Annotated in this window: 14 protein-coding genes; 9 read left to right on the forward strand and 5 right to left on the reverse strand. The window is 65.9% G+C overall.

The window, feature by feature from the left end; genetic code table 11:
* The 6 genes from LJE69_RS01350 to LJE69_RS01375 all read left to right on the forward strand — a co-directional run.
* The coding region (locus tag LJE69_RS01350; protein ID WP_296920546.1) for an asparagine synthase-related protein at nucleotides 1-777 on the forward strand (777 nt) is incomplete at its 5' end.
* A gap of 260 nt (nucleotides 778-1,037) precedes the next feature.
* Nucleotides 1,038-2,024, forward strand: coding sequence for a hypothetical protein (locus tag LJE69_RS01355; RefSeq protein WP_296920549.1), 987 nt, complete (start codon nucleotides 1,038-1,040; stop codon nucleotides 2,022-2,024).
* A gap of 381 nt (nucleotides 2,025-2,405) precedes the next feature.
* Nucleotides 2,406-3,095, forward strand: coding sequence for a hypothetical protein (locus LJE69_RS01360; protein WP_296920552.1), 690 nt, complete (start codon nucleotides 2,406-2,408; stop codon nucleotides 3,093-3,095).
* A gap of 200 nt (nucleotides 3,096-3,295) precedes the next feature.
* The gene (locus LJE69_RS01365) at nucleotides 3,296-4,063 is read left to right on the forward strand and encodes a hypothetical protein (RefSeq protein WP_296920555.1); all 768 of its coding nucleotides are present in this window, start codon (nucleotides 3,296-3,298) and stop codon (nucleotides 4,061-4,063) included.
* 164 nt (nucleotides 4,064-4,227) lie between these two features.
* Nucleotides 4,228-4,629, forward strand: coding sequence for a lasso peptide biosynthesis protein (locus LJE69_RS01370; RefSeq protein WP_296920558.1), 402 nt, complete (start codon nucleotides 4,228-4,230; stop codon nucleotides 4,627-4,629).
* Between the two features lie 6 nt (nucleotides 4,630-4,635).
* Entirely contained in the window at nucleotides 4,636-4,926 is a 291-nt protein-coding gene (locus LJE69_RS01375) for a PqqD family protein (protein WP_296920560.1), read from the forward strand.
* A 201-nt stretch (nucleotides 4,927-5,127) separates the two neighbouring features.
* On the opposite strand, the gene folE2 is transcribed toward LJE69_RS01375, so the two are convergent.
* The 3 genes from folE2 to LJE69_RS01390 all read right to left on the reverse strand — a co-directional run bounded on the left by folE2 (nucleotide 5,128) and on the right by LJE69_RS01390 (nucleotide 7,671).
* Nucleotides 5,128-5,994 (reverse strand): GTP cyclohydrolase FolE2, encoded by an 867-nt coding sequence (gene folE2 / locus LJE69_RS01380; protein WP_296920564.1) that lies wholly within the window; start codon nucleotides 5,992-5,994, stop codon nucleotides 5,128-5,130.
* 390 nt (nucleotides 5,995-6,384) lie between these two features.
* A complete protein-coding gene (gene ispA / locus LJE69_RS01385; RefSeq protein WP_296920567.1) occupies nucleotides 6,385-7,278 on the reverse strand; it encodes a (2E,6E)-farnesyl diphosphate synthase in 894 nt (297 codons plus the stop codon).
* A gap of 90 nt (nucleotides 7,279-7,368) precedes the next feature.
* A complete protein-coding gene (locus tag LJE69_RS01390) occupies nucleotides 7,369-7,671 on the reverse strand; it encodes an exodeoxyribonuclease VII small subunit (protein WP_296920570.1) in 303 nt (100 codons plus the stop codon).
* Nucleotides 7,672-7,848: 177 nt separating this feature from the next.
* On the opposite strand from LJE69_RS01390, the gene parE reads away from it, so the two are divergent.
* Both parE and LJE69_RS01400 read left to right on the forward strand, forming a co-directional pair.
* Entirely contained in the window at nucleotides 7,849-9,735 is a 1,887-nt protein-coding gene (gene parE / locus LJE69_RS01395; RefSeq protein ID WP_296920574.1) for a DNA topoisomerase IV subunit B, read from the forward strand.
* Between the two features lie 177 nt (nucleotides 9,736-9,912).
* Entirely contained in the window at nucleotides 9,913-11,028 is a 1,116-nt protein-coding gene (locus LJE69_RS01400) for an FIST N-terminal domain-containing protein (protein ID WP_296920577.1), read from the forward strand.
* A gap of 128 nt (nucleotides 11,029-11,156) precedes the next feature.
* Here LJE69_RS01400 and LJE69_RS01405 read toward each other — a convergent pair whose 3' ends face one another.
* Both LJE69_RS01405 and LJE69_RS01410 read right to left on the reverse strand, forming a co-directional pair.
* Nucleotides 11,157-11,585, reverse strand: coding sequence for a PIN domain-containing protein (locus tag LJE69_RS01405; protein WP_296920581.1), 429 nt, complete (start codon nucleotides 11,583-11,585; stop codon nucleotides 11,157-11,159).
* Nucleotides 11,563-11,766, reverse strand: coding sequence for a type II toxin-antitoxin system VapB family antitoxin (locus LJE69_RS01410; RefSeq protein ID WP_296920584.1), 204 nt, complete (start codon nucleotides 11,764-11,766; stop codon nucleotides 11,563-11,565). Before LJE69_RS01410 ends, LJE69_RS01405 begins: the two co-directional genes overlap by 23 nt.
* 172 nt (nucleotides 11,767-11,938) lie before the next feature.
* Between LJE69_RS01410 and metG the strand changes: the two genes are divergently transcribed.
* Complete coding sequence (gene metG, locus LJE69_RS01415) at nucleotides 11,939-14,050, forward strand: methionine--tRNA ligase (protein ID WP_296920585.1); 2,112 nt, start codon at nucleotides 11,939-11,941, stop codon at nucleotides 14,048-14,050.
* Nucleotides 14,051-14,055 lie beyond the last annotated feature (5 nt).

Genomic DNA, 14,055 nt, shown 5'->3' on the forward strand with positions numbered 1-14,055 from the left:
GCAACGGGGCTCGAGGGCCACATCCAGGGCATTGGGGCCGAGGCTGGCCTGACCGGATATGCGTATTACATCGCCGATGCTCTGCGCCGCGGGCGCTTGATCGGGGCCCTCCGCGACCTTCTGCACTTGGAGTCCTACTACCGGCCCAGTGCCGGCGTGCGCGATCGGCTCCGCTTGCTGCTCTCGCATGGGCTCGCACCGCATGGAAGCCGCTTGCGGCGGGTACTTCGGCCCGAGCAGCCGCCGGTGCCGCTGAGTCCCGATTGGCTGCCGCTATTCAAGGCAGCGTCGCACAGCTTCGTCGCCGGGCGGAGCGCCAATGGCTTTTCCCGTGGGGTGCAGCTCGAGGAGTTGTGGCACTACACGCTGATCACCGGCATCGAACCCCACGAGCAGATCAACGAGCGCCATGGCGTCGAGCCGCAGATGCCGTTCCTGCACCGCCGGGCCATGGACCTCGGACTCCGGCTGCACCTGCGCGACCTTGCCTGCGGCACGCACGAGAAGGCGCTGCTCCGCCGGTCGGCGGCGGCGTCCCTCGGCTGCGATCCGCCCTGGCCACGAAAAAAGGTCAGTCCCGGGCTCGTGACCACCTATGCGCCGGAGGCGCTGATGAGGTTGGGACCCCCTGGCTGCTGGCGGCTGGTGCAGCATGGGGTGCTGGATACGAAGGGCGCCGCCAGGTTGTGGGCGCGGGCGCGGGCGGGCCAGGCGCTGGCTGGCGTGTGTGGTCGGATCGTCACGTTTGAACGATTCGTGCGCGCTTTGGAGGGTTGATCTTAGGGGGAACTCGCCGCAAACTCTAGGGGTTAATTTATGTAAAGATCGAGGAGGTTGTCCGAGATGAATTTCGGCGAAAAAACCACGAATGAACAGGTAGAAATACTTAAGGTACCTCGGGAGGTCTACATAAAGCCCGAGGTGAGCGCGCAGCGGCTCGACGAGGTCGTACGTGGCGGCGGTGGTTATTCTGGAGACTACCCCGGATTCCCTGGCGGCCACGCCTAGCTGTTTTCGTGGGGCGAAATCGCCTCTCGGTGGACAATTTTCGGGTCGGCGGTACGCATTGGCACGTCGGTCTGGAGCGCTTGGGCGGCGCTCCGGTGCCGCGTTGCGATCCGGCCATTGCCCGCGTCGCGGCGAGTGCCCGTGATCGTCCTCATCACCTGCGACTGCTCAACGCGGCGCCGAGCGCCGGGCTCCCGTGGCCATTGCCGCTTCGGCTGGAAGAAGAGATACATTGCCACCGCGAGCCTGGTCTAAGGATCTACTTCGCGGACGGCTGTATCGCGTTCACGCCCGGCGAGGACGCGGTCGATGTGTACGTTGGTGCTGCGCCAGGCGATGTCCTCGCCGGCGCGGTCGGTGCTGGTGTGCTCTACCGCTTGGCCCGGACCGGTGTGCTCGCTTTCCACGCGGCGGCCCTGGTTACGGATGCGGGTGCAATTCTAGCGTTCGGGGCCTCTGGTCAGGGCAAATCGACCCTCGCGGCGGCTTGGCTGCACGCCGGACGTGTCATTTCCGACGATCACGTGGTGGTATCCCGGGTGCCCGGCGGAGGGGGCGGTTTCTGGGTCGAGCCGCTGCGCGCCGACATGTATCTGCGGCCGGGTGGTACAGCGCTGCTTCCGGAGTCTTTGCGGGCATGGGCTGAGCCCGTCGCTGACTCCAAGCGTCGTATCCGACGAGTCCGTGCGCCAGAGCTGTTCTGTGGTGACGCGCAGGTCATTGGACTCGTGATTCTGGATGCCTCGGCCCGCGGACCGGCATCACGGATGCAGCCGGTGAGTCAGGCCGAGGGGCTCATGGCCGTCATCGCCGGCAACAGCTATCTCTCTGCAGGCCAGCCATTCGCACCGCCGGCACTGCTCGCGGCAGCCCGCGACCTTGTGTGCCATGTGCCCGCTTTTCGGCTCATCGTGGGGACGGATCTTCTATGTGACGCCAGGGTCGAGGCGCGGCGCCTCGGTGAGTTGTTTGCGACCCACCTCACGGGTGCGATGCCAGGTGCCGCGTTTGGTTGATGACCGTGGGCGGCGCGTGTTCCCTCGCGCTTCGGCATGGTTGTGAGCAACGGCTTGCGTCGCGCCGCTAGTGCCAACCGGCACCGAGGCCGAGTTTCCCAGCACTTGAGTTTAAGGCCGCTGTCAGTTTTTTTTACAGTCCTCCGTGGCTGTCGCTCGCTGTACTACTAAATTCTTCATTAAATCATATTATTGAAATTGTTGGCACAGTTACTGCTAAAGTAAGCGACGTGCGCCGAACGGGATCTTGGCTGTAAAGCTCGTCGCTGTGTTCCCCAGCATCCGACCGGCGACAAGTCTGGTCGCAACGCGGATGGCGCGCTGCGGCCCAAGTCCGCTGCCCGGCTTCAATATTGAGAGTTTCCGCTAGGGGTGCCTGCAATGATAAAAATCGTCACCGTTCCCGCCGCTCTGCTGTGCCTGACGATGCCGCTGTCATCGTTTGCGGTAGTGGCATTCAGCAATGGCCTGGCGGACACAACGTCGGCAGGCCGGCCCAACGGCGTGGCCTTCAGTGATGGCCTTATTGCTGCGGACGATTTCTCGGTGACGTTCGATACCCAGCTTGGCTGGGCCACGTTTCAGGCCTACGAGTACGTTGCGGCGAGTTGGAGCAACATGCTCGATTATCGGATTGCGCTCGACAGTAGTGGTAAGCCCGGCTCTGGGGCGATTACAGACGGCGCAGACAGCGGTGTCGCGGTGAAGGAGTTCGCTCGCGATGACAACAGCGGTAGCGGTTATTCCATCGGCGGCGCCAGCTACGACTTGGTCACTTACGGCTTCGACTTGGGCGGCGTCGGCGTAACGGCAGGGACAACCTATTGGTTGGTGCTGGATCTAGGGACGACGGCGCCAACGTCGGGACCGACGAGGTTATTATGGGCCTATAATAGCGAGCCCTCGGGTGTGCTGGTGTCGAACGACAGTGGGACCAATTGGTTCAATTTCCCCGCGGGCGGCACCGCTTTTGACATTCAAGTGCCTCTCCCTCCTACCCTGCCGTTGATGGCCGTCGGTCTGTTCGGTGCGCGTGTCGTGCGGCGTCGGCGCGCTTCACGGCAAAGGTAGCTCAGGGATTCGACGCCGGAGGCTGCGCAATCTTCCTGGTCATCGCGGCAGCGGCGGTAGGTGCCAGCGCTTGTGTGCTGTCCGGGGCTGAGGCGCCTGCCATGCGCCGTTGCGTCGCAGGGGTGCATCAGGTCAGCAGCGCGGCGGGGGGCATGAGGCCGAGGGGAAAATTCTCAAGCTTCGGATATAGGTTCCAACAAATGCTTTCGCAACTGTATACAGCAGTCGGTGCGGTTCTGGCCTTGGTGGCAGCCCCCGCGTGGTCCTCGGTAGTATTCGACAACTCGCCGATGGACTTGTCGGATCCGAACGGCTTCGTGATTTTTGGCAATTACGCCACGGCGGATGACTTCACGCTGTCGGCGGACACCACCGTGACCGGTGGGACCTTTTGGGCGTACGTACGTGATGAGTTGGCGGCCCCGGAAGCGCTGAACTATGCCTTCTGGTCGAATGGCGATGCGTCATCGGTATCACCGACGGCCCCTGCATCTCAGGCGCTGACCAATGGATCGGGCGCTGCGACGGTTCTGAATAAGGTGATCGCCGGCGCCAACCAGCTCATTGGCGGCGTCGAGTACACCCCCTACGAATACCTGTTCGAGCTCGAACAGCCCATCGCCTTGTCCGCTGACGTGCCGCTCTGGCTCTCGCTCAACTTTGGCGATTCGTTCAACGGCGCGGCCGTGCCCTATCTCTGGAGCTATAACCGCAATCCGGCGGATACCATAAATGCCCGGGCTACGCTGAACGTCAACGACGCCGCGGGCGTGAGTTGGCTTGCCATACCGACGTCGGGCACTGCTTTCACCCTGGTGAATGACGATTTCTCTGCGCCTCAGTACGACACTCCTGTGCCGGCTCCGCTGTTGCTGCTTCTGCCGGGGCTCTCTGTCCTGACCTTGCGGCGGGCAGGTGGTGTGTCGGCCGTCTGGCGCCGGGCTCGCTTGAATGCAACTGGGGCGTGAATCGGGCGGCCTTGGCTCCGTGGCACCGCGGGAATAGAGCCGAAATTGTCGAGCAGCGCGCGCCGGACACGCCGGTGGCCGTGCGCGCGCATCGAGGGATGCACTGGCGTGCGCAGCGCCGGCAAGGTTCTGCGAGTGTGGACTGTGGCAAAGGCGTCGGCGACGTGCTTCTGTTCCTCAACGCCTTCTACCTCGCGTGGCTTGCCGGCCGATCCTGGCGCGCTCGCCCAATGCCGGAAACGCTGCGCCGTCTGTGCCGGCGGTGGCTTCCAGTTCCGGCGCATGCCGGCCTGCACGATGTCCGTTGCGCCGCGTACCGGGCGAGCCGCTATATCGGCAGGTTCGGTGGCCTGGATAGCTGTGTCACCCGCTCTTTGGTCATGGCGAGCCTGTTGCGGGAACGGGGCGAAGTTTCGATTGCCATAGGTTTCACGCATGAAGGCGGCGCGGGTGGCGTGCCTTCGGGCCACGCGTGGGTCTGCCTTAACGGCACCAACGTGTCCGACCTTAATGCCCAATCCGTATCCGCCGATTTCGTTGAGACGCACCGACTCCAAGTATCTTGAGTGCCCATGTCCGACGTGGTATCCGATGACTTGATCGACCGTCTTCGCAACGGTGATGCCGGCCCGACGGTGCTGCCCGACGGCAGTGGCGTCATGCTCGACTTCGACGGCCACCAAGTGTTGTCGCTGTCCAAGACCGGCGTGTCGCTGGTGCAGCAGATCCTCTCCGGCGTTCACAGCGTCGACGCGCTGGCGCGCGGGCTCGAGGAGCGCTTCGACGTGAGCTTCGAGCAGGCGCGCGAGGACACGGCGGCGTTTCTGGAGCAGTTGACTATGTCGCTGCGCGTGTCCGACTAGTACGCTGTCGCAGAGGTATCGAGACGGCCGCCAGCGCCGCCCGCGGCGCTGATCCGTGTCGCCCTCCAGGGCGACACGTGCTCGCGTTGGATAGTGCACGGTAACGACATCTCCTTATTCCGTGCACTAGCTTCGGCCAATCACGCGCCGCCGGCGTTTGGGCTGGCGCGTTGCGCACAACCAGGTGTATCCACGCCGGGCTCAGCCGGCGGTGTCCTTGTCGCGCTCGATCAGCGCATAGGCCGAGTGGTTGTGAATGGACTCGAAGTTCTCGGCCTCCACCACGTAGGCGCTGATGCGCTCGTCGTCGTTGAGCCGGCGGGCAACGTCGCGGACGGTGTCCTCGACGAACTTGGGGTTGTCGTAGGCGCGCTCGGTGACGTACTTCTCGTCCGGGCGCTTGAGCAGGCCAAACAGCTCGCAGGACGCCTCGGCCTCGACCATCTCGATCAGTTCCTCAATCCACAAAAAGCCGAGCGTGCGCGCCTGCACCGTGATGTGCGAGCGCTGGTTGTGGGCACCGTAGGCGGAGATCTCCTTGGAGCAGGGGCAGAGGCTGGTGACCGGCACCACCACCTTGATGGACATCTGCGGCTTGCCCTCGCGGATGTCGCCGATGAGGGTCACGTCGTAGTCCATCAGGCTGGGCACACCCGTGATGGGCGCTGCCTTCTTGACGAAGAACGGGAAGCGCATCTCGATGTGGCCGGCCTCGGACTCCAGCCGCTCGGCCATTTCGGCGAGCATCTGCTTGAAGGTGCCGACGCCGATTTCATCCTCGTGGCCGTTCAGGATGGCCACGAAGCGCGACATGTGCGTGCCTTTGAAGTTGTGCGGCAGGTACACGAACATGTTGAACGTGGCCACCGTGTGCTGCTCGTGGCCGCTGCGGTCCCTGATCTTCACCGGGTGGCGGATGTCCTTGATGCCCACCTTGTCGATTGCGATGCGGCGGCTGTCGGCGCTTGCCTGGACGTCTGCGATGGCGTCTGGGGCGATCGTCTCTGGGGCGCTTGCCTCTGGGCCGATCGCCTCTGGAGTGGTGGCCGTGGCAGGCCTGGATTCCATGAACGGCATCCTCTTTGACTCGGGCGGCTGTCGCAGGCCAACGACCGGGCCGGACTGGGTCAGGTCGGGCGGGAGCGGGCGACAACGCGTGGTTCTGTGCCGGTTGCGTCGGAACAAACCGGTTAATCTGTCCGGATATTCTTCGGCAGGACCGACACTTGCGTGATAATCAGATTATGGGAGATCGCCCGCGGCAGGGCAAATGCGCGGCACCCGCCGGGGCTGCCGGCCATCCGGCGGGCGGCCTCGGGGGCTTACGCCCTGAAGCTCGGGCCGGGGAACCAAGCCTGGCGCGGCGCTAAAACAACCGGCTGATTGTCGGGGCCTTCTCTGGTCCGAGCGACGCAAGCCGCCTGGCACGACGCCGCAATAGGCCGTTGTCACATCGTCTCAGCGGTCGCGGTCGATGATGTAGCGCGCGATTGCGCGCAGCGGGTCAGCGCCGCTATCGAAGTCCGCCAGCGCGGTCGCGGCCGCGTCGACCAGCTCCCGCGCGGCCGCATGTGCCTGGTCGACGCCGAGCAGCGACGGATAAGTGGCCTTGTGGTGCGCGGCGTCGGCGCCGCTGGTCTTGCCGATGACGGCGGTGTCGCCCTCCACGTCCAGCAGGTCGTCCTGGATCTGGAAGGCGAGCCCGATGCACTGGGCGTAGTGATCCAGTGCCGCGGTCCGCGCCGGGCGTGGGCTGCCGCTCGCGAGTGCCGGCAGGTTGACGGCGGCGCGGATCAGCGCGCCGGTCTTGTGGCGGTGAATGTTCTTGAGCGCATCGAGGTCGAGCTGCCGGCCCTCGGCCATGAGGTCCAGCGCCTGGCCGCCAACCATGCCGGGGGCACCTGCGGCCTCCGCCAGCATGGCCACCATGCGCGTGCGGGCGTCCGGGTCTGCATGCCGATCCTCCGCCAGCAAGCCGAAGGCCAGCGTCTGCAGGGCGTCTCCCGCCAGGATGGCGGTGGCCTCGTCGAAGGCCTTATGGCAGGTGGGCCGGCCGCGGCGCAGGTCGTCGTCGTCCATGGCCGGCAGGTCGTCGTGCACCAGCGAGTAGGCGTGGATCAGCTCCACTGCCGCGGCGGCGGCGTCCACCCGCTCCCAGGGTATGCCCACCGCGTCCGCGGCGGCGTAGGCGAGGATGGGGCGTATGCGCTTGCCGGCGCCGAGCACGGCATAGCGCATCGCCTCGTGCAGGCGCTGCGGCTCGGCATCGGCCGCCGGGAGCGCGCGCTCCAGCACGGCCTCGATGCGCTCGCGGCATCGCGCCATCATCGGGCGGAGACGGTCTTGGCTCATGGACTGCTTCGACTTCGGTTGCCGGGTGGGGCAAGTTGGGGGATAGGGTTGGAAAGGGCGCCTGGGCGGGGCGCTGCTGTCAGCCGTCGCTCAGTCGTCGCTCGATGGATCGCCCCGGGCCGGAAAGGGCTCCGGCTCCGCCGTGTCCGACTGCTCGGTAAGGATGCGCACCCGCTGCTCGGCCGCGTCGAGCGCCTGCTGGCAGGCGCGGGTGAGGCCGATGCCGCGCTCGAACACCGCGAGCGATTCCTCCAGCGTCAGCTCGTCCCCCTCGAGGCGGTCCACCAGGCGCTCCAGCTCTTCGAGCGCACGCTCGAACTGCGGCGGCTCGGTGATGGCCGCGGGCTCTGCGGGCGTCGCCCTGGACTTTTCGTTGGGGGTGCTCTTGCTCATGGGGGGATTTGTGCGCCAGACCCGAGCTACGGTAGCTTAGCGGCGTTTTGCGGTCAATTTGCGGGCGGCTCCGGATCGCGTCCCAGTGTCTGCCCCCAGTGTCTGCACCAGTGTCTGCCCCAGCGTACGTCCGCCGGGCGCAAGATCAGCGCCTTGCCGAGGAGAATCGCCACGCCGATGAATGGCACCTACGACGCCTCTGCCATTGAGGTCCTGAGCGGCCTCGACCCGGTGCGCAAGCGCCCGGGAATGTACACCGACACCACCCGCCCCAACCACCTGGCGCAAGAGGTTATCGACAACAGCGTCGACGAGGCCCTGGCCGGCTTCGCCACGCGCATCGACGTGACCCTGTTCGCGGACGGCTCCTGCGAGGTCGCTGATGACGGCCGCGGCATGCCGGTGGACATGCACCCGCAGCAGCACATGCCCGGGGTGGAGGTCATCCTGACCAAGCTGCATGCCGGCGGCAAGTTCGGCAGCGGCAGCTACCGCTTCTCCGGCGGTCTGCACGGCGTCGGCGTGTCGGTGGTAAACGCCCTCTCCAAGCACCTGGAGGTCTGGATCAGGCGCGCTGGCCGCGAATACAACATGGCCTTCGCCGGCGGCGAGAAGCGCACGCAGCTCGAAGAGGTCGGCAGCGTGGGCCGCGGCAACACCGGCACCCGGCTGCACTTCTGGCCGGACCCGAAGTATTTCGACAGCCCCAAGTTTTCGGTGCGCCCGCTGACCCACCTCCTGCGCGCCAAGGCGGTGCTGTGCCCGGGGCTGACTGTGCACTTTCGCGACGAGGCGAGCGGCGAGGAGCTGACCTGGTGCTACCAGGACGGGCTCAACGACTATTTGCAGCAGGCGCTGGCGGAGCTGCCCACGGTGCCCTCGCCGCCCTTCGTCGGCAGCATGGATTCCGACAACGAGGCCGCCGCCTGGGCGGTCACCTGGCTGCCGGAGGAGGGCGATCCCGTCGCCGAGAGCTACGTGAACCTGATCCCGACGGTGCAGGGCGGCACCCACGTGAACGGACTGCGCACCGGCCTCACCGAGGCGGTGCGCGAGTTCTGCGAGTTCCGCAATCTGCTGCCGCGCGGCGTCAAGCTGGCGCCGGAGGACGTCTGGGCGCGGGCCAGTTGGATTCTGTCGGTCAAGCTGGTGGAGCCGCAGTTCTCCGGGCAGACCAAGGAGCGGCTGTCGTCGCGCGAGTGCGCCGCCTTCGTCTCCGGTGTCGTCAAGGACGCCTTCAGCCTCTGGCTCAACGAGCACGTGGCGGACGCCGAGCGCATCGCCGAGATCGCCATCGCCGGCGCGCAGGCGCGCTTGCGTGCCGGGCGCAAGGTAACCCGCAAGAAGGTCACGCAGGGACCGGCGCTGCCCGGCAAGCTCGCTGACTGTACCAGCACCGACCCCGAGCGCAGCGAGATCTTCCTGGTGGAGGGCGACTCCGCCGGCGGCTCCGCCAAGCAGGCCCGCGACCGGGAGTTTCAGGCCATCATGCCGCTGCGGGGCAAGATCTTGAACACTTGGGAGGTGGACCCGGCGGAGGTCTTGGGCTCGCAGGAAGTCCATGATATAGCCGTGGCTATCGGCGTAGACCCGGGCTCGGATGACCTATCACGGTTGCGTTTCGGTAAGATCTGCATTCTTGCGGACGCAGACTCCGACGGCGCCCACATCGCGACCCTGCTGTGCGCGCTCTTCTACCGGCATTTCCCGCGGCTGGTGGCGGAGGGGCACGTCTACGTGGCGATGCCGCCGCTGTACCGCATCGACGTCGGCAAGCAGGTGTTCTACGCGCTCGACGACGCCGAGCGCCAGGGCATCATGGACCGGATCGCCGCCGAGAAGCTTAAGGGCAAGGTCATGGTGCAACGCTTCAAGGGGCTTGGCGAAATGAACCCGGCGCAGTTGCGCGAGACCACCATCCATCCGGACACCCGTCGGCTGGTACAGCTCACGGTCGAGCCCGGCGACGACAGCGGCATGCTGATGGACATGCTGCTGGCGAAAAAGCGTGCCGCCGATCGCCGCGCGTGGCTGCAGGAAAAGGGAGATTTGGCGGAGGTTTGAGGGTCGGAGTGCGGAGTGCGGAAAAGCCCTTTGGCGTGCGCCAATCGCCGTGGCGTAGGATTTCTGGCGTGGATATGCCTGAAAAGCTGGTGACGTGCACTGCGCATTATGCACTGTCTGAACTGCCTGAAAATGCCGCCCTGCGCCCCGATCGGTAACCCATCCGAAGGTATCGCCATGACTCCGTTTCGATACGCCCACGCCGCCGCCGACGATTGGCGACGGGCGCTCGCCGAGGTAACCGGTGCGCTCGCGGGCGCCCGGGGCAGCCTCGGCTTCGTCTACGTGACCGACCCGATCAACGAGCATCTGGACGCGGTGGTCGCCAAGCTGCGCATTGCCACGGGGATCGAGCATTGGGTGGGCTGCGTCGGCCTCGCCATCTGCGCCACCGGCGTCGAGTACTACGAGGAGCCGGCCGTCGTCGCCATGATCGCGGATCTTCCAGCCGATGGCTTCCGCGTGTTCCCGCCCGTCATGAAGGACCCGGCGGTGCTCGATCCGATGCTTGCCGACTGGCTCGGACCCAACGCCGGACCGTATATCGGCCTGGTGCATGCCGACCCGGTGAACCCGCTCACCGAAAACCTGATCCGTGGTATCGCCGAGCGCACCGCGACCGGGTTCCTGGTGGGCGGCCTCGCCAGCTCGCGCGGCACCGCGCGGGTGCTGGCAGACGAGCCCGGCGACGGCGGCATCGCCGGGGTCATGTTCTCGGACGCCGTCGGCGTCCAGACCAACCTCAGCCAGGGCTGCTCACCCATCGGCCCGCACCGGCGCATCAGCGAGGCGGAGCGCAACGTCCTGGTGCGCTTGGACGACCGCCCGGCGCTGGACGTGTTCTTCGAGGACATCGGTGAGGTGCTGGCGCGGGACCTCTCTCGCGTCGGCGGCTACATCTTCGCCGGCCTGCCTATCCCGGGCTCGGACACCGGCGACTACCTGGTGCGCAACCTCATCGGCGTGGACATGGACAAGAAGCTCGTCGGCATCGGCGATCTCGTCGAGCCGGGGCAGGAGATCATGTTCTGTCGTCGCGACGCCGCCAGCGCGCGCGAAGACCTGAGCCGCATGTTGGCGCACCTCAAGTCCCGGCTCAGCGGGCCACCTCGCGGCGGCATCTACGTCTCCTGTCTCGGCCGCGGTGCCAGCCTGTTCGGCGACGATTCCCAAGAGCTCGGCCAGATCCGCGACGAGCTCGGCGACTTTCCACTGGTGGGCTTCTACGCCAACGGCGAGATCTTCCAGCACCGCCTCTACGGCTATACCGGCGTCCTGACCCTCTTCACCTGACTCCTGGGGCCGCCGACTCTCAGTCGGCGAGTGCCGTCGTCATGCAAGGTTACATGCATCGACGCCGACGCCCGGGAAGGCATCGATCAATCAGTGCCTCCCGTGCACCGAGACGCTCACCCACGAATTTATCGGCGCTGCCGCAACTCCGGCGCGACCTTTGCGATGTGCTCGAAGTCCGTGTCGTCATGCAACAGGGCGACATCGTGCTCCATCGCGATCTGGGCAATGAGGCAGTCGTTGGATGAGCGGACCGTGATGCCGCGGCGCCTACAGTCGAAGTACAGACGGGCAGCTGCGACGGCGCAGCCCACAGCGTCGCGGGGCCGCAGGACCGGCTGGCTCGCGAAGTACCTCAAATACTTGTCGAACTGGCCTTCGTCGCGGGTACCTTGGAGTATCTCCTGAAGGATTTGCGGCGTTACGCAGATGTCGGCACCCGCTTGAAGGAGCTCCTTCAGCCTGCGCACCGGCGGCGTGTCGCTCGCCCGGAAGAAGTCGATCCATACCGAGGTATATCGACGAGGTTCAAGATCACTCGTCCCCGGCGCGGGCACGCTTGTAGTCGTAGGCGGGATCGATGCCGTCAGAACCGTACAGGTCCATCAGGTCTAGCCGCTTGGCTCGGGCTATCATTTCCCGCAGTGCCCGGTCTACCACCTCGCGCTTGGTCTTGGCGCCGGTTATTGCCATGGCCTCTTTCACGAGGTCCTCATCCAACACGATGTTCGTGCGCATCGGCGTACATCTTCAAGTGTATGGCATTGTGCGCACTCTAGCGGTGGCTGCACGCTCCTGCAACGCACCGGCCCTTTCCCCGTGGTCCCCCGTTCCCGGATAATGCCGCGATTTCCGCGGGCGCCGGCCTCCCGAGCGCTCCGCTCCCGACACGCTTCTATGCCACCAGACCATGACCGCACCCAAGCCAGGCAGCCCGGCGACCACCGCCGCACGCCGCGACATCCTGATCACCAGCGCGCTCCCCTACGCCAACGGTCCGATCCACATTGGCCATCTCGTGGAGTACATCCAGACGGACATCTGGGCACGTTTCCAGAAGCTCCGCGGGCACAACTGTTGTTACGTGTGCGCGGACGACGCGCACGGCACGCCCATCATGCTGAAGGCACGGGCGGAGGGCATCACGCCCGAAGCGCTGATCGCCCGCGTCGCCGAGGAGCACAAGGCGGACTTCGCGGACTTCCGCGTCGGCTTCGACAACTACCACTCCACCCACTCGGATGAGAATCGCTATTGCGCGACGCTGATCTACGAGCGCAACCGCGACAAGGGGCATGTGACGGCCCGCACCATCGAGCAGGCGTACGACCCGGTGGAGCAGATGTTCCTGCCGGATCGCTTCATCAAAGGGGAGTGTCCCAAGTGCGGCGCGCCGGACCAGTACGGTGACAACTGCGAGGTGTGCGGCGCGAGCTACTCGCCGGCGGAGCTGAAGAATCCACGCTCGGTGGTGTCGGGGGCGGTGCCGGAACAGCGCGAGTCCGAGCACCTGTTCTTCCGGCTCGCGGACTTCGAGCCCATGCTGCGGGATTGGACCCGCGGCGGCGGGCTGCAGGAGCAGGTGGCCAACAAGCTCGACGAGTGGTTCGACGCCGGCCTCAAGGAGTGGGACATCTCCCGTGATGCGCCGTACTTCGGCTTCGAGATTCCGGATCACCCCGGCAAGTTCTTCTACGTCTGGCTGGACGCGCCCATCGGCTACATGGCGAGCTTCAAGCACCTGTGCGAGAGCGAGCGGGGCCGGGCGGCGGGGCTGGACTTCGACGCCTTTTGGGGCAAGGACAGCGCTGCGGAGCTGTATCACTTTATCGGCAAGGACATCATCTACTTTCACGCCCTGTTCTGGCCGGCGATGCTGTACGGTGCGGACTTCCGCACGCCGACGGCCATCTTTGCCCACGGCTTCCTCACCGTGGACGGGCAGAAGATGTCCAAGTCCCGTGGCACCTTCATCAAGGCGCGCACCTACCTGGACCACCTGAACCCGGAATACTTGCGCTACTACTTCGCGGCCAAGCTCGGCCCCAGCGTCGACGACATCGATCTGAGCCTGGACGACTTCCAGGCGCGCGTAAACGCGGACCTGGTGGGCAAGGTGGTGAACATCGCCTCGCGCACCGCGGGCTTCGTCACCAAGCGCTTCGACGGCCGGCTCGCGTCGAGCTTGCCGGAGCCCGGTCTGTTCGAGGAGTTCACCGCCGGCGGACAGGCCATCGCGGATGCCTACGAGCGCCGCGAGTACAGCCGCGCGGTGCGCGAGATCATGGCCCTGGCGGACCGGGCCAATCAGTACATCGACGAGCAGGCACCTTGGGTGGTGGCCAAGCAGGAGGGCCAGGAAGAGCGGCTCCAAGGGATCTGCACCCAAGGGCTCAACCTGTTCCGGCTGCTCATCGGCTGGCTCAAGCCGATTCTGCCGGGCACCGCCGAGGCGGCGGAGCAGTTTTTAAAGATCCCGTCGCTCACCTGGGCGGACCTGAGCGCGCCGCTGCTGGGTCACGAGATCGCCAAGTTCAAGCCGTTGATGACCCGCGTCGAGCCGCAGCAGGTGCAGGCCATGCTGGAGGCGTCCAAAGAAGATCTCATGGCGCCGACGTCAGCGCAGCAATCGGGGCAGGGCGGCAGCGAGCAGCCCGCGGGCGGCGCCGGACATCTGGCCCGCGACCCCATCGCCGGGACCATCGACTTCGACACCTTTGCCAAGGTCGATCTGCGCATTGCCCGCATCGCCAAGGCGGCGCGGGTAGAGGGTGCCGATAAGCTCCTGCAACTGACCCTGGATCTCGGCGGCGAGACGCGCAACGTCTTCGCCGGCATCAGCAAGGCGTATGATCCGGCCGACCTCGAAGGCCGGCTGACCGTGATGGTCGCGAACCTGGCGCCGCGCAAGATGCGCTTCGGCGTGTCGGAGGGCATGGTGCTGGCGGCCGGGCCGGGCGGGAAGGACCTCTTCATCCTGAGCCCCGACACCGGCGCCGAGCCCGGCATGAAAGTGAAGTAGCGATG

This window comes from Thiohalocapsa sp. (genome assembly GCF_022340605.1).
Lineage (GTDB): Bacteria > Pseudomonadota > Gammaproteobacteria > Chromatiales > Chromatiaceae > Thiohalocapsa.

Bases quoted from the DNA above. Each gene is read 5' to 3' on its own strand.
- LJE69_RS01365 (WP_296920555.1), top strand. From the start codon at position 3,296: ATGCTTTCGCAACTGTATACAGCAGTCGGTGCGGTTCTGGCCTTGGTG.
- metG (WP_296920585.1), top strand. From the start codon at position 11,939: ATGACCGCACCCAAGCCAGGCAGCCCGGCGACCACCGCCGCACGCCGC.
- parE (WP_296920574.1), top strand. From the start codon at position 7,849: ATGAATGGCACCTACGACGCCTCTGCCATTGAGGTCCTGAGCGGCCTC.
- LJE69_RS01410 (WP_296920584.1), bottom strand. From the start codon at position 11,766: ATGCGCACGAACATCGTGTTGGATGAGGACCTCGTGAAAGAGGCCATG.
- LJE69_RS01400 (WP_296920577.1), top strand. From the start codon at position 9,913: ATGACTCCGTTTCGATACGCCCACGCCGCCGCCGACGATTGGCGACGG.
- LJE69_RS01390 (WP_296920570.1), bottom strand. From the start codon at position 7,671: ATGAGCAAGAGCACCCCCAACGAAAAGTCCAGGGCGACGCCCGCAGAG.
- folE2 (WP_296920564.1), bottom strand. From the start codon at position 5,994: ATGGAATCCAGGCCTGCCACGGCCACCACTCCAGAGGCGATCGGCCCA.
- LJE69_RS01375 (WP_296920560.1), top strand. From the start codon at position 4,636: ATGTCCGACGTGGTATCCGATGACTTGATCGACCGTCTTCGCAACGGT.
- LJE69_RS01360 (WP_296920552.1), top strand. From the start codon at position 2,406: ATGATAAAAATCGTCACCGTTCCCGCCGCTCTGCTGTGCCTGACGATG.
- ispA (WP_296920567.1), bottom strand. From the start codon at position 7,278: ATGAGCCAAGACCGTCTCCGCCCGATGATGGCGCGATGCCGCGAGCGC.